Annotated in this window: 9 protein-coding genes and 2 pseudogenes; 3 read left to right on the top strand and 8 right to left on the bottom strand. The window is 65.8% G+C overall.

What is annotated here, in order from left to right; genetic code table 11:
• Nucleotides 1-37 precede the first annotated feature (37 nt).
• The 3 genes and pseudogenes from ACFUJY_RS23095 to ACFUJY_RS23085 form a co-directional block, all read right to left on the bottom strand.
• Nucleotides 38-960: pseudogene (locus tag ACFUJY_RS23095) on the bottom strand (Ku protein).
• Nucleotides 961-1,278: 318 nt separating this feature from the next.
• Nucleotides 1,279-4,110, bottom strand: coding sequence for a hypothetical protein (locus ACFUJY_RS23090; RefSeq protein WP_383302609.1), 2,832 nt, complete (start codon nt 4,108-4,110; stop codon nt 1,279-1,281).
• Between the two features lie 305 nt (nt 4,111-4,415).
• Complete coding sequence (locus ACFUJY_RS23085) at nt 4,416-6,275, bottom strand: hypothetical protein (protein WP_383302606.1); 1,860 nt, start codon at nt 6,273-6,275, stop codon at nt 4,416-4,418.
• 47 nt (nt 6,276-6,322) lie between these two features.
• On the opposite strand from ACFUJY_RS23085, the gene ACFUJY_RS23080 reads away from it, so the two are divergent.
• The gene (locus ACFUJY_RS23080; protein WP_383302603.1) at nt 6,323-6,490 is read left to right on the top strand and encodes a hypothetical protein; all 168 of its coding nucleotides are present in this window, start codon (nt 6,323-6,325) and stop codon (nt 6,488-6,490) included.
• Nucleotides 6,491-6,665: 175 nt separating this feature from the next.
• On the top strand, nt 6,666-7,046 hold the full coding sequence (locus ACFUJY_RS23075) for a transposase family protein (RefSeq protein WP_383302600.1): 381 nt from the start codon (nt 6,666-6,668) through the stop codon (nt 7,044-7,046).
• On the opposite strand, the gene ACFUJY_RS23070 is transcribed toward ACFUJY_RS23075, so the two are convergent.
• From ACFUJY_RS23070 to ACFUJY_RS23050, 5 genes and pseudogenes are all read right to left on the bottom strand, one after another.
• On the bottom strand, nt 7,009-7,245 hold the full coding sequence (locus ACFUJY_RS23070; RefSeq protein ID WP_383302597.1) for a hypothetical protein: 237 nt from the start codon (nt 7,243-7,245) through the stop codon (nt 7,009-7,011). The two genes, ACFUJY_RS23075 and ACFUJY_RS23070, sit on opposite strands and share 38 nt — an antisense overlap.
• Nucleotides 7,239-8,123, bottom strand: coding sequence for a protein kinase (locus tag ACFUJY_RS23065; protein WP_383302594.1), 885 nt, complete (start codon nt 8,121-8,123; stop codon nt 7,239-7,241). The genes ACFUJY_RS23070 and ACFUJY_RS23065 overlap by 7 nt, the downstream gene beginning before the upstream one ends.
• Nucleotides 8,039-8,738, bottom strand: a pseudogene (locus tag ACFUJY_RS23060) (hypothetical protein). Before ACFUJY_RS23060 ends, ACFUJY_RS23065 begins: the two are co-directional and overlap by 85 nt.
• Nucleotides 8,739-9,244: 506 nt before the next feature.
• A complete protein-coding gene (locus ACFUJY_RS23055; protein WP_383302592.1) occupies nt 9,245-9,751 on the bottom strand; it encodes a hypothetical protein in 507 nt (168 codons plus the stop codon).
• A 703-nt stretch (nt 9,752-10,454) separates the two neighbouring features.
• On the bottom strand, nt 10,455-13,325 hold the full coding sequence (locus ACFUJY_RS23050) for an FG-GAP repeat domain-containing protein (RefSeq protein ID WP_383302589.1): 2,871 nt from the start codon (nt 13,323-13,325) through the stop codon (nt 10,455-10,457).
• 975 nt (nt 13,326-14,300) lie between these two features.
• Here ACFUJY_RS23050 and ACFUJY_RS23045 point away from each other — a divergent pair.
• Nucleotides 14,301-20,129, top strand: a complete 5,829-nt coding sequence (locus ACFUJY_RS23045; RefSeq protein ID WP_383302586.1) for an RHS repeat domain-containing protein — start codon at nt 14,301-14,303, stop codon at nt 20,127-20,129.
• The last annotated feature ends 72 nt before the right edge of the window (nt 20,130-20,201 follow it).

Here is a 20,201-nt window from a genome sequence, read left to right as displayed (position 1 = left end):
CCCGCAGACCGTTCAGCGCGGCCCCCTGGGTTCCGGATCAGGATGCGGAGCGCTTCTTCGCCGACTTCGAGGTTGTCGTCTTCTTCGTCGTGGCCTTCTTGGCGGCCGGATTCTTCGCGGGGCTCTTCTTGCGGGGGCGGATCTCGTGGACGGTGGCGTCCTCGCCGCTGTCGCCGCGGCCTTCGCGCGCCGCTGCGACGGACGCGTTCAGGGCGGCCATCAGGTCCATGACTTGCCCGCCCTCCCCCGCACCGCTGGTCTCGGCCGGCTCGGGCCGCTCCTGGCCCTCGGACTTCGCCTCGATCAGCTCCTCCAGGGCGTCGCGGTAGCGGTCCCAGAACTGGCTGATGTCGTCGGTGGTCATGGACTCGCCGAGCTGGACGGCCTGCTCGATCTCCGCCTCCTCCAGCTCCACCGGCCTGGGGGCCAGGGAGCCGGGGCTGCGGACCTCGTCCGGCCAGTGCATCGCGTGCAGCACGATCGCCTTCTCCCGCACCTGGAGCAGGCCCAGCCGCTCACGCCCGTGCCACGCGAATTTCGCGATCGCGACCTTGTCGGAGCGTTGCAGGGCCTGGCGCAGCAGGGTGTAGGGCTTGGCGGCGACCTGGCCGTCGGCGCCGAGGTAGTAGCTTTCCCCGATTCGTACGGGGTCGATGCTGTCGGCGTCGACGAATGCGACGATCTCGATCGCCTTCGCCGTGGGCAGGGGCATCTCCTCCAGCTCCCGGTCGGTCACCGGCACGACCTCGTCCTTACGGAGACCTCGTAGCCCTTTCCGATCTCCTCCTGCGACAGCTCCTTCTCGTCGAGCTCGCAGATTTTGCGCGTACGGACACGGCCCGTGTCCTCCAGGTGCACCCGACGGAAGTGGATCAAGTGATCCTCCGTCGCGCTGATGATCTTGGTGGGGATGGTGACCAGTCCGAAGCTGATCGCTCCCGACCACAGCGGCCGCGCCATACGTACGCACTTCCAGACCCCCCTGAGATCAGAGGCGGAGACAGGCCCCGCCGGGGCAGATCATTTGCCCGGGCCCGGCCGCCACCGCACCTCGATCCTCGCGCCGCGCACCGACCGCCGCACCCCGAGCCGCAGCCGGGCGCCGCGCACGGCCGGCCGGACGGCCAGAGAGGCATCTTCGTGAGACAGCGGGCGGGAGGGTTCACGGAATTCACCGCCGATCCCATGCGCCGGACACTCTTCGGCAGGATGATGTCCACTCTCCGGCCACCGCCGGGCCATGTAAATGCTGAGCACCGACGGTCGGCCGAGTTGACGTCACGGGATGTTCGGGCGGCTCCTGTGGCGGGAACACCTTCCAGCTGATGCTGCAATACGGCTATTAGGGGCCGGCCCGAGAGGCAGGGACCATGCCTTGCGAATGCTGTCGATCAGAGGACGGGCGCTGTAGGGCGATATCCCGAGTTCCTGTCGTGCATCGGCCAGCCGTTCAGGATCGCCGTCCTGGCCGTGCCCGGCAGCCAGTTGCGTACGGCGCTCGAGTCCCTCGGTGCTGAAGATGTCGAGCAGGGTGAGTGAGAAGTAAGCGTAGGTGGATGCTTCGTCGATGATCTGGCGTGCGCTGCTGCTGATCTCGGGGTCGTCTGGTGGTCGATGTGACGAGTCGCCGGCGGTCGCAGGAACGGGGCGGGCGCCGTAGGCGTGGAAGGCGAAGTGATCAAGCGTGCGGAGTACATCTGCTTCTACGCATGGACAGGGGTCACGCAGGTAGCTGCTGAGCGTGCGGAAGGAAGCGAGGATGCCGTTGGTGTCGTGCGACCACTGCAGTTTGCCCAGTAGAGTGCGGAAGCCAGCAAAGGTCTCCGCGAGTTCTTCCAGGATAAGTTGCCGCGAGATGTCTGTGAGCTCGTAGGACTGGGTCTTCTCCTGTGTCTCGCGGAGTTGTAGGCCGTATCGGAGCAGGTCGCGCAGGATGCCGCCTGACAGCGCGTGGGCAAGGAGGATGTGGGGTTCTTTCAGTGTCTGGGAGCGCTTGGCGAGGATGGCGCGTGAGTCGCTGAGGGTGCTGGGCTGGACATGGATGATGTCGTCGAGGGAGCTGTCGGTGGCATCCCGGTGCGGAAGTCCTCTGCGGACGAAGGCGGCTCCCACGTCCTCAGCAACCGAGATCAGGTAGTGGACCAGAGGTACGCCCAAGATGGCTTTGATCTCCCGAAGGAACGCCAGCGCGTCGGTGTCCGCGCCCAAGCGGTCCACTTCGTCGATGGCGATCACAACGGTCTTGCCCGCTTCAGTCCTCTCAATGGCGATGCACCTGAGCAGTTCGCGAAATTCTTCAACCAGTTCCGGGTAGTTCGGGGGGACGGTGGACACAGACGCGGAGTGGTTTGTGCCCAGGCTCAGGATCTGGGCAGTACTCCCGGCGGTCAGGCCGTGGGTGGCCTGCTGGATCGTCTGAAGACGGTAGAGGTGGCTCTGGCATCGCGTGACCAACTCGGGTTCTTCAGACCGTGGCTGCCAGTCTCCCAGCTTCGACACCAGGCCTCCGGCGATGATGCCCGCCAGTCGCAGCGGGTTTTCCGGGTCCTCCAGAAGGGACCGTATCTGCGGGTTCGTGGTGAGGAAGAACAGCAGGTATATCCCTGCGGCAGCGCTGATCGGGCGGAAGATCCTCTCCAGGAAGATGTGCCGCCTTCCAAGAGGAAACTCAACTCCCATATCGCGAATGAAGCGCAAGAACCACCACACCAGCAGCAGCCCTCCTGCATAGCCGACAGAGCGGTAGAAGGCCTCGGGCTGAGTGGCGTGGAGTTTCAGGGCCTGCTGGCGGATCTGTGCGTCGAGGAGCAGAGTGGCTGCGGATGCCCAGGCCAGGAGCAGACCGATAGGCCTGATGCCGCGCGTCCACAGGCGACCCAGCATGCGGGGCAGCCACGCTACGTGTCGTGACTTCCACCAGGCGATCCCGCCGATCGTGACGGCCATGCTCGCGACAACGGCGTGGCCCTGCCAGATGGCCGTGACGTCGTCGCGTATCGCGCTGGTGTACGCGTGCGCGGCGTCCGATGCAGGCGTGGCGTACTGCTTGTAGAAGAAGCGCACCGAGGAGGAAAGCCCCAGCACCACCAGGGCGGTGGCGGGCACCGCGAAGGAGCTCCACTGGCTCAGCCGTTTGACCTGGAGCCTCATTCGCCGCAGGGCTCGGCGCGCGGGCGACAGGCGCGCGAAGCCGATGGGCTCATAGCCGCGGGCCCGCATGTACTTCTCGCATAGCTGGACTGAGAGCGACAGTAGGAAGTCGTGGGGAGCGTAGGTGGCCGGCGCTTGGACGATCACGCCGAAGCCGGCCTTCTTGACGCACTGCTCCAGCAGCGTCGATTTACCCGCACCGCGTGGGCCGCAGACGGCGATGGTGCCGTCCTCAAGGTGTGTGAGCTTACGCTCAAGTTGACGCCGGGCCCCGTTCTCGATGATGAAGCCGGGCGCTCGAGGCGCGCGCAAGCCCCATTCGTAGTCATCGGGGATGAAGAGGGAGTCGGGGTCGTCGCCCAACATGTGGCGTACCAGATCGGCCACCACGGGACCAGTACCTGTCTCTTGCAGCTTTTCACCCCAGCGTGCGGCGCACGCTCCTACCTCTATGCGCTGAACGAGCCACGCGCCCTTGAGCCCTGCGGCTATCAGGCACTGCCTCAGGTTGGACCACAGTCGGGATCCGCGCCAGATGAACAGCGTGACCATGGTGGCTGCCGCCACCACAACCGCTATGAGCAAGGCGAGTAGGCCACTGAACATCAACAGGGCCAAAGAGCCGGCAGCGACTAGCGAGCAGGCCACTCGCCAGTCCCAAGGCGTTGCTCGAGCCGCTCGCTCGTGTTTGTCCCGGGCCTCGGTCAGGTCCTCTATCGCTCTGTCGAGCAGGGGTGATGGGCAGCCGAGGGTGGTGTAGCGGTGGTACCGGGTCGTCATCATGCGCTCTACGACGGCGTCACGGTCTACGCCGTCACGCTTGCCGAGTAGCCGCTTCGTCTCGGGCGCGTCAACTGCTGCCAGCACGCACCGCTCGTAGATCGCCGACTTGTCCATGCCTCCGACGAAATCGAAGGCCCTCGCCGCCCATAACTCCAGCCAGGCTCGCAGCCGCAGCATCCGTCCCCCTTCCCCCGAGTGCAGAACCTGCGGATGTTACTCCGAAGCCCGCCCAGTGAAAGGCGTTCTCTTGAAGGTGGCGCAGTTTGTGCGCACGTACGAAGCTGGGGTGCTCACGTCGTAAGCAACCGCCACGAATCACCCTTTGAGCACGACAACGTCCGCTTTCCAGGGAGAGCTCGAACGTGGTCTCCGTCGTTCCGTCCACGCCGTCGAGCGCGACATCCGGGGCCTGACTGGTGAGTAGAGCCAGTACCCAGGCCCTTCGTCTGGGCATCATCGCCGACAAGATCGCTGGTGATCGCCTACTCCCCGACCCGGGTCGTTAAAGCAGTCCTACAAGGGCAGCAACCCACGGTCCAGTCGACTCGAAAACCCACGGGATCACCAGGCCCGCAGGGATAGCGGCCAGGGTAGTGATCAAGGGTATGCGCGAGGCGCCGTTGCCTTCGTATCGTTGCTCGTTCCTGACTCGTCTGGTTGCGCTGTGCAGGGTTGCGACGCAGACGAGCAGGCCCGCAGCGGCGTAGCCGACGAGCTTCAGGGTGCTGGGCGGAGTTGCGGCGCGGAGTGCGGCCGTGCAACCGGTCAGAAAAAGGATGATGAGGACCGGGCCGCTGATGGCCATGATCCGGTTTCGTTGGGGAGCCAGCCGTCCGATGCGTGAACGTGGGACTGGCCAGGTCGGAGAGGTCTTGGATGGACAGTGGTGGAAGGCGGGCGTCGATGGTGCGGGTGTAGGCCTGGTGGAAGGCTTCGACCTCGTGGTTCGTGGCTCCCATTGCGCGTACCAGGTTCTTCAGGTGCAGCCAGGTGTCGGGCAGGACGTCGCCGTCGATCCAGCGCATCACGGTCATCAGCACCAGGTCGTCCTTGAGCCGGCCTGGAAATGCGGCTTGAGTCAGATCACTGATCGCGCGTTGTCCGGCGCGCTGGCGTAGCTGGGACAGAGCGGTGGACAGCGCCGCTGGAGTAGCAGCTGTCTCAAGGCCCCTCATCAGCTCCTTCGACTGGCCCTCGCGTGCGACTGCCGGCTGTTCGGATCTACCTAGCAGCCGGGAGTCGTCGGCGCTTGGCTGCGAATCGTCGCTGGTCAGGAGTTTTCTCGGGTTGTCCTGCCCCTGTTCCCGGACATTTTCCGCGCTGGACATTGCCGGGTGCTCAATGACCTGTCCTTGGATGGTCCGGCGTGCATCTTCATCGGCCGGCTGCTGTGAGCCCCCGTCGATCTGCAGGTCCAGATCGTTCAGCTCTACGTCCTGGGTGTCCAGTTGTTCTTGGACGGCCTCGAGGACCTGGTGAATCTGCTCAAGAGGTGGCAGGTCTAGGTCATGGGCCACGGAGCGCGGTGCTGTAACGGGGGGTGCCTGTCCCGTTTCCTGGTCCATGCGCCGAAGGGCGAGCCGTTCTCTGGTCACTTGCTTCTCGGCGGCGAGCCTGAGCTCGTAGGCGCGCTTCTCGGCCCGGCGTGCGTGCTCCAGCTTCTCGTCGGCCTGGCGCCGGTACTCCGTGGACATCTGCAGCTCGTGCTGGAGCTCTGCCTGGGCGTCCTCACGAGCGCGGTCTCGTTCGGCCTCGAGTAATGTGCAGCGTTCCTCCAAGACGGAAACCATGTCCTCCAGCTTCTCTCGCCGGCGTTCGGAAGCGGCCAGTTGCCTCATCGCTTCGATCTGCATCAGCCGGGCGTCATCGAGCCTGAGGTAAGCCTCGGACACGGGGTCCGAAGCAGCGGCTCTCGGGCCCGGTAACGACATGCCGTTCAAGCCGTCGCGGTCGAGGTCCTTGGCTGCCTGATGGGCTGCCGCCAGCAGGCGCGTCCCCCGGGCGAAGTGGCGTGCCCTCATGGCAGGCTCCCGCAGGTAGCGCGCCGTGACCTGCTCCACCAGCTGCTGCCGTGGCAGGCGGCTACCATCCCGGAACTCGCTCCAGGACGACTTTCCGTAGGGGAAGTGCTGCTCAAGGGTCCGTACTGTGACCCCCTTCGTGACCTCCCGCAGCCACAGAGCGAACTCGTCGGCCTGCTTGGTTCGCCCTTTCAGCGCCCCCAGTGGTCGCCCCATCCGATCCCCCTGCTCGGCCATGTTCGCGGACAACGACGTGATGTCCGCGATTTCTGAGCGGTGACCTGCGATGAGGCAGATCCCCCAAGCGAACAACAACACCATGGATGAGCGTGTGCCTCAAGCCGATCAACCGATCACAAGAGGTCACCATGTCACCTGGAAACTCCCCGCAGCCGCAACGCCGTACCTGGCCCTACGCCGCGACCACCGTGACCGTTCTCGCCATCCAGCAGGGCTGGCCGGCTCAACAGGTCATCACCCTCGCCGTGAGTCTCCTCGTCCTCATCGCACTGATCACTTCCGCCGGACGGGTGTAGGCAATAGCCAGCCGCCGGTGGGCCACCGGGCGCGCCGACGCTCGTACCGGCGAACCACCGGGCGCCTCGCGGGTCAGCCGAACCCATTCTGGGATAGCCCTGTCGCCCCCCCCTCCCGTGCGACCGCGTCGGAGACGGCAGGGCCGACTACTCCTCCAAGCACAAGCGGCACGGCGTGAACGTGCAGGTCGTCACCGACCCGGTAGGCAAGATCCTGTGGCTGTCGCCGGCACTGCCCGGCAGGACCCACGACCTGACCGCCGCCCGACCCACAAGATCCTCCGAATCTGCGAGCGCCAGCACGTCCCAGTCCTCGCCGACATGGCTTACATCGGCGCCGACGACTGGGTCACCACCGCCAAACGCCCGACCACCAGGCGGTGAGCTCACCGTCACCGAGCAGACCCTCAACCGAGCTCTGTCTGCGGCCCGGGCGCCCGTCGATCGCGGCATGGCACGGCTGAAGTCCTGGCAGATCTTCCGAAGACCCCGCATCAACCCCAACCGCATGAGCGTCATCACGAAAGCCGTCCACACCCTGAAGAGGCAACGCTGAAAACGCTCGCTGTCTCGTTTAGGGCCATCGGGTGGGTAGCGCCGGCGGCGCCCGCGCCGCGTGCGGTCGCGCCCATCTCGGACAGGGCGCGCTGGAGCTCGGTGGCGGCGGCCTCCAGACCCTTGAAGGTCAGATGGCGGCTGTAGATGCGGGTGAGGGCCGCCGCATCGCCGGGGGCCAAGGCCCGCAGGGTCACCATGACGTGGTCAGCTCCTTCGCGGTGGGCCGGTCGGCGGGGTCGGGGGCCAGGCACGCGGTGATGGTGTCCTCGAACGCGGGGAAGGGCCACGGCCGGGCATCAGGCAGCGCGGTGGTGGTGCCCTTGGCGATGGCGGCCAGTTTCTCCAAGCGGTCGGTGGTTTCGTCGTAGGGGACGGGTCGGTGACCGGTCCAGCACCAGAACAGGGAGGCGCCCAGGCTCCAGATGTCGGCGGCCGGATGTGCCTGGATGTGGGTGTCGTCGGGGGTGGCCAGGATCTGTGTGGCGATTTCGGGGGCGGTGGTGTGGGTGAGGGCTCCCCGGTACGGGACGCGGCGGTGGCCGTCGGGTCCGCAGGCGAGGGCGTAGTCGATGACCGCCGCCTGGTCGTCGTTCGTGACGAGGGTGTTGGTGGGCTGGACGTCGGCGTGCGCCCATCCGGCGGTGTGCATCCGGGCGAGGTGCTGTGTCCAGGTGCGGGCGATGCCCGTGAGCCGGGACCGGACTGCGGCGCGGTCTACTTTTGGGCTGCGGGCCGGGGCGAGGGCCTGCCACAGGGGTGGGCCGTCGATCCAGTTGATGGCCAACCACCGGCCGCCCTCCCACGTTCCGGCGCTCACCCGGTAGTCGGGGCTGATGGCGCCGGCGGCCGTGAGGCGAAGGAGGTCGTCGTCCTCCTGGGCCATCTCGGCCGCCTTCTCGTGGGCGTTGTGGCCGTCGGGGGTGTTGGCCTTCACCGCGGCCGCGCCCTTGGGTCCCTGGACCTTCCAGGCCCGGGAGCCGCGCCGGGCGCTCAGGAGCCGGACCGCGGTGGGTTTGCCGGTGTGGCCGGTGAGGAGGGCGACGGGTTCGGCGGGGGGAGGTGGTTCCTGGCCCATGTACGGATGTCCTTCCACTCGGTGGGGAGGTGCTCGAACACGTCGCGGCCGTCGTCGTCGGCCCCGGCGAGGGCTGCGGCCAGGTCGGGGATCGCGTGCAGGAAGCGCGGGTCGCGGCGACGGACGGCGGCCCGCACGGGGAGGAACGAGGCGGGGACGGCCGGGATCCGGTGGCCGGCCCCGGCGACTTCCTCTTCGCCGGCGTAGAACTTGCCGAACATCACCCCGGCCGGGCTGTAGAGGTTCTTCAGCACCCAGTGCGGCCAGGCCAGCAGGTCCCTGTGCCCCGTGCCGGGCACCTCGCCCAACAAGACGATGTTCTCGCACCGCAGCAGGCCGTGGGGCCGGTTCAGCAAGGGGCGCAGCCATTCCGCTGCCTCCCGCGTGGAAGAGCTCCGCCTGGACGGCTTCGGCTTCGGCGCCGCGGTCGGCGCGGTGCACCGTCCAGGACGTCAGGCCCTGCTGGAGCGACGTGGCAAGGTAGGGGCAGTGGGCGGTCATCCGGCGTGCATAGCCGCTGATGTCCACGGAGCGGGGTCGGGTGGTGCCGGCTTCAACGAGGCGCAGCGCCCCAGCGGTGGGCCGGGGCGCTGCACTGGTACGGCTGGTGGTCACCGGCGAGCGGTTTCTCCGGCTGGTCGGGCGCGACGTCGCCGCCGGCGCGCGGTGCCGAGGTGGCTGAAGGAAGCAGCCGTCGAGCACAAGGCGAGCCCGCAGAGCAGTCCGTCGCGCGGCGGCCGGGTCAGCGCTGTCGACCAGGAGGTGCCGCTCGATGCGGCCGGCGCCCGGGTTGCGCAGCCGGGAACCAGCAGCGGGGAAGGGCAAGGAATCCTGTCCGTCCCCTGTCGTCGCCTCTGCCGAAGTCGAGCGTGTCGGAGGTCGTCTCTTGCTGAAAGGGGTGGATTGGCCCTGCTGGGCAAGCTCCCAGCCTACGATCAGCTCGCCCTTCCAACCCTTTGCCGGGAAATGTCCACTGCGGGCAGTGCGGCCGTCGCAACAAGTGCACCGACAAGCTGGGTTGTCGTGCCTCATGGTCTTGCGTCGGGCTTGCGACGCGGCCACAGGCGCAGGTGGGGCGTGCCCCCGGTTACGCCGGTTCGGCGCCCTTGTTTCCGCTCTCGTTACTGACCGTCCACCGGCAGCCAGTCCGACCAGGCAATGGGCTGGTACCACTCGTCCGTGTCGAAGTCGTACAGCAGGACCTCCAGCTGCACGTTTCCCTTCTCCCAGTAGTCCCAGTCGCACTTGCCCGTCTTGCCGGCACCCAAGCTGACGACACAAACCTCCGCTGCGCGCCCGTAGTCGGTGAAGAGACCGACGGCAGCGGACTTGCCGTCCGCCAGGAGGTCCTTCGCGTAAACGACGTCGCCGTAGGCCTGGAAGCAGCCGGAGGAGGCGTAGGTGGCGGTGTAACCGATGCAGGGGTGGGTCGCAGCGGCCGCAGCGGCGGGTTCGGTTCCCTCTGGGACCTCGGTCGCCTCCGTGATCTTCAGGTCTGTCGGCATCTCTACTTCGAGTCCGATCGGCTGCCGGTCGTCAGCCTCTACCGGTGATACGCCGAAGGTCGACAGAGCGAGCGCGAGAGCGCTCCCCGCGACGGCGATCTTGAGACGCCCATGCACACTCATGAATCAGTACCCCCACCCTGGGCCCTCCATGAGGGCATCCATGATCATCAACAGAGTGCGATCATAGGGGAAGGGTTAATGAAGTGTGAAGTTTTTATGACCACCACAGAGGGGTGTGACGGAGACCGATGCACCAGCCACCGAATTGCCCTAGTTACTGGGCATCGGCGTCGGCACCCCCTCGGCCGGGACCGCCTCATGGGTCGCGGCGAAGGAAGGGTGCACCTTGCACTCTTCGGGCATCCCGTCGGAAGGAACCGCACATTTCGACGGGTCGACTGCGGGCTCACTCCGGGAAACCTGCTGCTGCCTGGCCCCCTTCCTGGGCTCGTCACTGTGGGATGACGGCGCGTCACCCGAAGGCGCTGAGCAGGCGGCTGAACCCAACAGGGTGAGCAGCACAACGGCGACAGAAGCGGCAGCAGCACGGGTACGCATGAGAAATCCCCCCAAAGTGGATGCACTGGCATTACTCGCCAGTCGATCAACCATGCCACCGCGCACCGCGTTTGTGGCGTGGGAAATGTGAAGGGATCGTGGGCACGGATGAGCTGTGTGCGGCAAACCGGCAGCGACATGGGGCCGGGACCGTCCCCGGCTCATCCACTGTTCCCCCTTGCTCGACCAGCGAACTGCGAAGACGCCAGTACCTGCCGCATCCGGCTGGGGGCGCCACTGCGCTCCCAGCCGGATGCGTGGCGGTCTAACTGAGGGCTTGGAAGTTGAGCCAGCCGGTGGTGCCGGCGACGGTAGGCGTTCCGATGCCGGTGGGGGTGATGGAGGGGTAGAAGTAGATTCCCTTGTCGGTGTCGTGGCTGGTTGCGTAGAGGTCGGGCTTGCCGTCTCCGTTGCTGTCGCCTTCGGAGGTGATCAGCGGGTGGGTATTGCTGTCCCAGCCGCTGGTCTTGAGGTCGTTGGTGGTGTGCCCGAGGCCCTCACCGGCTGGGCCGGTGCCCGTGTAGAGGCGGAGGCGTCCGTCGTCTCGCTGTCTGGCGAGCATGTCGACCTGTCCGTCTGCGTTGACGTCGCCTGGGGCGATCATGTCGTAGTTGGCCCAGGCGCCGTCACCGATGAGGATGGGGTCGGTGACGGCGTCCAGGTAGAAGGAGTCGGAGCCGTAGTAGAGCCACAGGTGGTCTCCTTCCTTGACCAGGAGGTCGGTGTGGCCGGGCACATCGGGTATGCCGTCCGCGTCGACGTCGAGCGGGCCGTCGACGTCTCCGATCGCGAGGATCTGGTCGGCGTTGGCCCAGTGGTTGTTCTCGGGGCTGTAGACGTCGAGCGCGACGCGGTCGAAGATGCATTCCTGGGAGGCGCCGTCGGCTTCCTCGCCGCGGGCCGTGCAGGCGTAGCCCAGGCCGTTGTTCGGGTAGATGTAGAGGTCCTTCTGATTGTCCGCTCCTGGCTGGGCGGCGATGAGGTCCTCATATCCGTCGTTGGTCCAGTCGCCTCGGTGTGTGACCGAGGCTCCGTTGAAGTTCGTGCCGCTGGCGACCGTGTAGGGGGCATGTTGGCCGTTGCCCTGGCCGGGATACAGCCACAGGGCTCCGTCGGTGCGAACGCCGTACTTGTCGGTGTTGCCGTCACCGTTGAGGTCACCGGGCTTGTCGGTGAGGCCGGGGCTGTTGGCGTAGAAGATGTAGACGGCGCGGTCGGAGACGTTGCCAGCTCTGTCGATGCTGTTCGCGTACAGCGTGTGGTTACCGGCTGCCAGTGGGCGAAGTTTGACGCTCACCGATCCGCCCTGCTGAGAGGGTGTTGCGGGCAGGACCTTGTTGTTCCAGTCGGTCCAGTACTCGTACTTGACGACGTCGGCCACTCCCCCGCTGCTGAGGGTGAAGGTGCCCTCGTCACGGGCGTCTCCGGTGGTGGCAGGCCAGCCGTCGGATCCGTCCGGGAACTGGGCGGAGGTCACTCCGGGGGGAGTGGAGGGCCGGGTGGGGTCATAGACGAAACGGCACCCCGGTTTGCCTGTGGCCGGCACCCAGGCAGAGGAAAGGGAGCCGTCCTCGGTCTGCGCCTTCCACGAGAAGTTGCCGTTCGCCACGGAGAGGTAGGGCGTGAGCTGGGCCTTGGTGACCTTGAGTTTGGCGACGGTTCCGGAAGTAGTGGAGACCGTCTTGTTGACGATGATGACCCCGTTGGGGTCATCGACGGGGTGGTGGCCCGTGGCCCAGAGGCTGAACTGCACCTTGACCGTGCCGCCATCCCGGTCCGAGCCCTTTGCGGTGAGGTACAGGTCGGTGTTCCCGATCAGCCCATAAGGGGCGGAGCTGCCACAACCGGTACTGTTCTTGGTGGAGGGGATGGTGTCCAGGCCTGTAGGGGCGTTCGGACGGGTGTTGTATGTGGTCGAGAGTGCGGCCGACTTGGCGTCGAACTTCTTCCAGCCGAAGACGTCACTTTCATTGCTTGCCTTGAGTGCCAGGGTGATGGTGTTCCAGTGTCCCTTGGCGGCATCCTTGGCGGCGGCGGTGGCGTCGAACGCGAGCTTCCCGGCGGGGCAGTCGGGGCCCCAGCCGTTCGAGTCGGTCACCGTGTCCAGGGTGCGGATCTTTGTGGGCTGATGGTCCCAGGTGGTGGCCGAGCTCATGTACTCGGTGTGCCACAGCTCGATCGGCTTCTTGGTGCAGGACCAGGACCAGGTGTTCTTGATGGTGAACTTGGAGCTGGAGATGACCTTGTCTGTGGACCAGAGGTTGCCGGTGTTCATGCGGAAGTACGAGCGGGCCAGACCGTTTGTCTCGTTCTCGTAGCCGGCCCGGGCCGTCGTGGTCCCGTTGTACCAGTTCGCCCCGTTGTAATAGGACGTCTTTGGGTTCTTCTTGTAGGCGATGGTCCAGGCGTACCTGCTGCCGGATACCGCCGGGTCCAGCAGGACGGGGTACTGGGTGCCCTCACCGGTCAGAAGGTCCTGATCCGGTGTGAGGTTCAGCTTGCCGTCCTCGACGGCCACGTCCATTGCGGCCTGCTGTGACCCGTAGCCAGGCTCGAATTCGTCGGTGGGCGGCGGCGGGCCGGCGTCTCCTTCGGTGTCCAGCGTTCGCGCCTGAGGCGCTTCGGCCGTTCCGCTGTCCCACATGAGAGGCGTGGGAGCGGTGAAGACCTCTTGGCCGGCCGGGTTGACGGCAGTGAGGTTCCCGTCCGCGTCGGTGCTCGCCTCCACTCCATCCGTGTCGAGATCGAAGTGAATTTGCTTGAGCGATGAGCTGGCGGCAGCCTGGGGTGTTTTCACCACGAATAGGCTGGTGAAGCCCGAGGAACTCGCGCGTAGCTTGAGGTCCACATCATTCAGGACATTTGCGAAGGTTGCTGTGTCGCCATCGATCCGAGGCGCCGGCAAGGCGTGGGTCCAACTCCACGACATACTGCGCCCGTCTCGGATGATGGTTGCCAGCGGACCGTCCCCTCCCCCGGAAAACCTCAGGCTCACCTCCGTCGCCTTCGGGGACAGCGTCCCATCCAGGTTCGGCTCCAAGTCGGTTTCGATGGGGACGAGTTGATTTTCCTTTCGGACGAACTGGGGCAGGACATAGGTGTCCTGGGTGAACGTCCCGTCGGGGTTGGCGAACACCTGGGAAGTTTCTGTACGACGGGCAAGGACCTCTGCTGGCTCGCCGGTACTGGCAGCTTCGGCTAGCGCACTCTCGTCGGCCCTGAACTGCTGGGGCACCCCCTCCCCGGCCGAGTGCTTGCCGCCGCCTCAGCTGTAGGTGTCATTTGCGGCGGCAAGCATATAGCGAGCGCCGCGATCGTGGCCGCAGCGCCCACCATGGGTGTCCTTGATGCGCCTTGTCTGCGCCTTTGTCTCCAAAAACCCATTACGAAAATCCCCTCCCGGATCTGATCGGTTCGCACATTAGAGCGTGAGGGATCTGTGAGGGGTGTGGTTTTGGCATCGGAGATCAGTGGGCCACTTCAGGGGTGCAAAGTTTGGCTTAAATCGGCCATAAAAAAAGAGACATTTGCAGTTAAATTGCGAAATAATAAATTCTCCTTGGTATTCAAATTGGCTTGAAATGAATGAGGATCTGCTCCCGTGGCGTGAAGGGAGTATGAAGGCGCTGCTACCTTCCGTGCCCGACTGTGTTCCGTTCTTTGAACAGTTGGGGGTTTTTCGCACATGCACTGGGGTGGGGGCGTCGATGCGAGACGCATGGGGCAGCGAACACGGCTTATAGCCGTCGCGCTGGTCGGTTTTCTCTTTGCAAGCTTGCTGGCCGGGCCTGTCGTGGCGGCAGCCGAGCTGCATCTGGCGAAACTGGCAAGCAGTGATCCTGTACCGACAACCGCGGTGAGGAAGCAGCCCTCCTCGATACGCGATGTGACGCTTCAGCACCCGTGGAGGAAGCCACAGGTGGCTTGGCCGCAGCCTGGCACGGCCACAGCGGAGCTGACCCGATCCGGCTCAATCAAAGCGGGTTCGCTGCCGGTGCGCCTGGCTCCCGGCCCGGGCAAGGGGCGGGAAGCGGGGAGGCAGGGGCCGGATAAGGTCCAGGTCCAGGTGCTAGACCGCGCGGCCACGCAGAATCTGGGTGTCGACGGAGTCGTGCTCGCACTACGGCCCACAGCGGGCACCAAGGGCGCGGTGGACGTCAAGGTCGACTACTCCAGCTTCCGCAACGCCTACGGCGGCGACTGGGCCTCACGCCTGACTCTTCGCGAACTGCCTGCATGTGCCGCCACCACCCCCGGCAAGAAGGGATGCGCCGCCGGCCGCACACTGCCCACAGACAACGACACCGAGGCCCATTCTCTGAGCACTCGGCTAGAGCTTCCGTCCGCTGTCCCCGCCACTGAGGACCGCACCCTGCTCTCGGCACCCGTCGCTGCGTCCAACGAGAAACTTTCCGTGGCTCAGGGGGCCGTGCTTCTCGCCGCGACCGCGGCGGCGTCAGGACCCTCGGGCAGCTTCAAGGCGACGTCACTCGCCCCGTCCGCCTCCTGGGCGGCAGGCGGCTCGAACGGCGCGTTCTCCTGGAACTACCCGATCACCGCCCCCGACGTCCCCGGCGAGACCGCGCCGGATCTGAAGCTCGCCTACTCCTCGCAGTCGGTGGACGGCCGTACCGCCGCGACGAACAACCAGGCCAACAACATCGGCGACGGATGGTCGATGGAGCCGGGCTACATCGAACGCCAGTACATCTCCTGCACGGACGACACGAAGAACAGCAACACCACCGCCAAGGTCGGCGACCTGTGCTGGAAGAAGGACAACGCCGTCATCAACCTCGGCGGCCAGTCCAACACCCTGATCAAGGACACGGACTCCGGTGAGTGGCACCTGGAGAGCGACGACGGCACCAAGATCGTCAAGCTCACCAACACCGCACTGAAGAACGGTGACAACGACGGGGAGTACTGGCGCGTCACCACCCCCGACGGCACCCGCTACTACTTCGGCTACAACCGCCCCAACGGCTGGGCCACCGGCAAGGACGAGACCAACTCCACCTGGACCGTGCCCGTCTACGGCAACCAGTCCGGCGAGCCCTGCCACGCCACCGCCTTCAAGGACTCCTGGTGCCAGCAGGCATGGCGCTGGAACCTCGACGCCGTCATCGACCGGCACGGCGACGCCATGACGTACTACTGGGACAAGGAGTCCAACTACTACGGCCGCAACGTCAACCCGTCGACCGGCGACTCCACCGCCACAATCTACGACCGCGGCGGCTCCCTCAAGCGCATCGAGTACGGCCTGCGCTCGAACAACTTCTACGCCAAGCCCGCGGCCAAGGTCGACTTCACCCTCTCCCCCCGCTGCCTGAGCGACTGCACCTTCGACAAGGACCACGCGAAGAACTGGCCCGACGTCCCCTTCGACCGCTACTGCGCCTCGGGCACCGAGTGCAAGGACCGGTACTCCCCGTCCTTCTGGAGCCGCAACCGCATCACCAAGATCGACACCTCCGTGCTGACCGGCGGTGCTTACAAGCCGGTCGACACCTGGGCCCTGGACCAGCAGTTCCCGACCACCGGCGACGGCAGCGACCCCGCCCTGTGGCTGGCCTCCATCACCCGCACCGGACACACCGGCACCGGTGACGTCAAGCTGCCCGCTGTGACCTTCAAGGGCCAGACACTGCCCAACCGAGTCGAGGGAGCAACGACCGGCGGAGACCCCGACCCCGTGCCGACGATGTGGCGTTACCGCGTCTACGGCATCAGCACGGAATCGGGAAGCACCCTCGGCATCACCTACTCGCCGACCGACTGCAAAGCCGGAGACGTTCCGAGCCCGGAAGACAACAAGCGGCGCTGCTACCCCGTGAAGTGGTCACCGCCTGATGCCCCCGCCGCGAACTACGAGCCCTACCTGGACTGGTTCCACTCCTACGTCGTCACTCAGATCCTGGAGTCCGACAACACCGGTGGCGCGCCGGCCAAGGAGACCGACTACAAGTACCTGGACGGCATGGCGTGGGCGAAGGCCAAGGATGACGAGTTCACCACGGCCAAGCACCTGACCTACAGCGACCGCAAAGGCTACGGCCGCGTCCAAGTCCGCACCGGTGCCGCACCCGACAAGCGGACGCTTGAAGAGTACCGGTACTTCAGGGGCATTGACGGGGCGGACGTCAAGGATCACGAGGGCGCTGCGGTCACCGACAAGGAAGCCTTCGCCGGGATGACCCGTGAGGAAGCGATCTACAACGGTGACGGTGGCGAGTTGGAAGCCACCACCAGCTACGAGCCGTGGCTGTCCGAACCTACGGCCACCGAGACCCGATCCGAGGGCCTGCCCGCACGCAAGGCGTACGCCACTGGCGGAAGAAGCGAGTCCACACGCACAGCTGTAGGCGACACCTGGCGCACCACTCGTGTCGAGCGGACCTTCGATGCCATCGGTCAGATCCTGACCGAGTCGGAGCTCGGGGACACCTCGAAGACAGGTGATGAGCGGTGCACCGCTACAACCTATGCCGCTAACACGGCCAAGAACATCCTCACTCTCGTCTCCGAGGCGAAGACCGTCGCCCAGGCGTGTGGGACTCCGCCCAGCCTGCCCGCGGACCTGATCTCGGTCCAGCGGAACTACTACGACGGTGCGACCAGCCTCTCGACCGCCCCCACCAAGGGTGACGTGACCCGGCTGGACGAGCAGGACGCCAAGGGCACCGGCTACCTCACCACCGCCACCCACACCTACGACCAGCACGGTCGCGAACTGACCGCGACCGACGCCCTCGGCAACACCACCGCCACCGCGTACACGCCTGCCACGACCGAGGCACCCACCTCGGTCAAGGTGACCAACGCGGCGAAGCACGAAACCACCACGTCCTACGACCCCGCCCGCGGGGTCGTCACGGCGGAGGTCGACCCGAACGGCAAGCGGACCGACGCCACCTACGACGGCCTCGGCCGACTGCTGAAGGTGTGGCAGCCGTGGTGGGACAAGGCCGGCCACGAGGACAAGCCGTCCGTCGAGTACGCCTACACGATCTCCCGCACCGCCGCCAACGCGGTTGCCACCAAGACACTCAAGCAGAACGGCGATTACCGCACCACCTACCAGATCTACGACGGTCTCCTGCGCGAGCGCGAGACCCAGGCCCCGGCCACCGGCACGCAGGACCGGATCGTGACCGAGACGATGTACGACACCCGTGGCTGGGCCTGGCAGTCCTTGGGCCCCTACTACGCGGACGGGGCGCCCTCGGCCACGCTCGTGTCCACGACGGTGAACAAGGTCCCGGCCGCCACGCAGAACCTCTTCGACGGCACCGGACGCGTCACCGACGCCCTGTCGCTCAAGTACGGCGACGAACAGTGGCGCAGCAAGAAGGTCTACAAGGGTGACCGCACCACGGTGATCCCGCCGAAGGGCGGCACCGCGTCGACCACGGTGACCGATGCCCGCGGCCGCACGACCGCGCTCCTGGAATACACCGACGTGGCCCGCACCCTGTCGCAGAAGACGATCTACACCTACGGCAAGTACGACGAGCCGTCGTCGGTCACCGACCCCGACGGCAACGTCTGGAAGTACACCTTCGACAGCCGCGGCCAGAAGACGGTCATCGACGACCCCGACCAGGGCATAACGCACAACGCCTACGACGACGAGGGCCGTCTCACCTCGGTCACCGACGCCCGCGGCATCACCCTGACCACCCAGTACGACAAGCTCGGCCGCAAGACCGCCGTCCAGCAGGGCGACACCACACTGGCCGAGTGGACGTACGACACCCTGGCCAAGGGGCAGCTCACCAGCAGCGCCCGTTACGTGGACGGCGCCGCCTACACGACGGCGACCGACGCGTTCAACGACCGCTACCAGCCCACCTCCACCACGACCACGATCCCCTCCGCGGCCACCGGACTCGCCGGCACGTACACCTGGACCTACGGGTACAACGACGAGACCGGCGCCACGCTCTGGACCCTGAACCCCGCCATCGGCAACATCCCCGCCGAACGGGTCACCACCAACTACAACAGCGACGACCTCCCCTTCCGCACCAGCGGCGCACTCGGCGCCCTGGTGTCCAACACCAGCTACGACATCTACTCCCGCTCACAGCGCCTCGAATTCGGCGCCGTTGTGGGCAAGAAGGTCTACAAGACGCAGGTCTACGACGAGCACACCGGGCGCCTGACCCAGCAGCTCACCGACCGGGACCTCGCCCCACAGCGCGTGGACAACACCTCCTACTCCTACGACCCCTCCGGTAACGTCACCGGAGTGAGAACGGCCAGCGGCCAGGACGCACAGCAGTCCACCGACACCCAGTGCTTCACCAACGACGCCCTGGGCCGGCTCACCGAGGCATGGACCGCCAAGACCGACTGCTCCACCGCGCCTTCGAAGGCCACGGTCGGCGGCCCGGACGCCTACTGGCAGAGCTTCGGCTACGACGCCCTGGGCAACCGCACGAAGCACACCGACCACGCCACCACGACCGCGGGCACGGACGCGACCACCACCTACACCCAGCCCCCGCCCGGCACGGGCCTCCCGCACGGTGTGCAGCAGGCCACGGTCAGCGGCGGGCCGGACAACGGTCGCACCAGCACCTTCGCGTACGACAAGACCGGAAACACCACCAAGCGCACCATCGGCACCACCACCCAGAACCTGACCTGGGACGCGGAAGGCCACCTCGCCACCCTCACCGAGGCCGGCAAAACCAGTAGCTACCTGTACGACGCGGACGGCAACCGCCTCATCACCAGGAACGCCGACGGCTCCAGCGTCCTGACGCTCCCCAACGGCGACCAGCTCAACGTCGCCGCGAACGGCACCAAGACCGGCACCCGCTACTACACGCACAATGGCGAAACCATCGCCACCCGCACCGGCAGCACCATCTCCTACCTGATCAGCGACCACCAGGGCACCGCGATGACCGCCGTCGCCGTCGGAACCCTCGTCATCACCCGAAGGAAACAACTCCCCTTCGGCCAGCTCAGAACCCAGCAGTCAACGGCCTTCGGGAACCACGGCTTCGTCGGCGGAACCAACGACCCCACCGGCCTCACACACCTGGGCGCCCGCGAGTACGACCCCGCCCTCGGCCGCTTCCTCAGCGTCGACCCCGTGATCGACATCAGCCAACCCGCCCAGATGAACGCCTACAGCTATGCCCACAACAGCCCCCTCACTCTCTCCGACCCGACCGGCCTCTGCCCCGCAGACCTCTGCGGCAACGGATACCCCATCGGCGGCACCGGCCAGACCAAGGGCGACAAAACCCGCTACACCAAAAACACTTCCACCGGAAACCGATGGACACTCGGCCCTTACGTCAGCAAAAGCGGAAAACTCGTCACCTTCCCAGGAAAGAAGAGCAAGCAGCAATCAGACGCGGCGCGTAGGGCCCAGGCTGCACTCGCAGCCGCACGAAAGGCGAAAGAGCGTCGGGAAATGGGGGTCAAGGAAACGCTCTCGCAAATGACTTTTGGAAACCTGAAGAAATTGTGGAATAGCTACACTTCGGGAGATTCCGCAGGTCGCTGCCTTAGTGGCTCGGTAGGGGCGATAGTTGGGGTGACTGGTCAAGTCTGCCTGGTAACCACCAAACGCCCCGACGGGAAGACTGACTATGGACTGTCCGCCAACTATGGAGCAGAGTTCATGTCTGTTGGATTGGGAGCGCAGTATGAGATGTACGGTAGCAACGCGGACGATTTCGATCAGCTGCGTGGAGATAGTACCGGCGCCAACGCATCCGTCGGCCTAGGAGTGGAAGTCTCCGGCAGTCACGAGTACGCCATAAACCGGTCAGGAGAATCAATTTCCACAGTCCCCAATAGTCGCGGAGAGCCTGTCACGGCCACCTCCCTGTCAGTGGGGGTAGGGGTCGGAGTCGAATTGGGCGTGCAAAGCTCGTACAACACTCGCATAGGACACCTCTTCACTCGATAGATTCGACGGACCACTTGGGGGTGCGCGGAGGTCACCGCCTCACGCACCCCCTTCGGAGATAAGAATGTTTGA

Origin of the sequence: Streptomyces sp. NPDC057249 (assembly GCF_042669245.1) — a bacterium.
Lineage (GTDB): Bacteria > Actinomycetota > Actinomycetes > Streptomycetales > Streptomycetaceae > Streptomyces.
Note: the sequence above shows the minus strand (reverse complement) of the source record. Positions and strands in the feature narration are given on the sequence as shown.

Excerpts from the sequence above, each read along its gene's own strand:
- ACFUJY_RS23090 (WP_383302609.1), bottom strand. The coding sequence starts at position 4,110 with ATGCTGCGGCTGCGAGCCTGGCTGGAGTTATGGGCGGCGAGGGCCTTC.
- ACFUJY_RS23085 (WP_383302606.1), bottom strand. The coding sequence starts at position 6,275 with ATGGTGTTGTTGTTCGCTTGGGGGATCTGCCTCATCGCAGGTCACCGC.
- ACFUJY_RS23080 (WP_383302603.1), top strand. The coding sequence starts at position 6,323 with ATGTCACCTGGAAACTCCCCGCAGCCGCAACGCCGTACCTGGCCCTAC.
- ACFUJY_RS23070 (WP_383302597.1), bottom strand. The coding sequence starts at position 7,245 with ATGGTGACCCTGCGGGCCTTGGCCCCCGGCGATGCGGCGGCCCTCACC.
- ACFUJY_RS23065 (WP_383302594.1), bottom strand. The coding sequence starts at position 8,123 with ATGGGCCAGGAACCACCTCCCCCCGCCGAACCCGTCGCCCTCCTCACC.
- ACFUJY_RS23055 (WP_383302592.1), bottom strand. The coding sequence starts at position 9,751 with ATGAGTGTGCATGGGCGTCTCAAGATCGCCGTCGCGGGGAGCGCTCTC.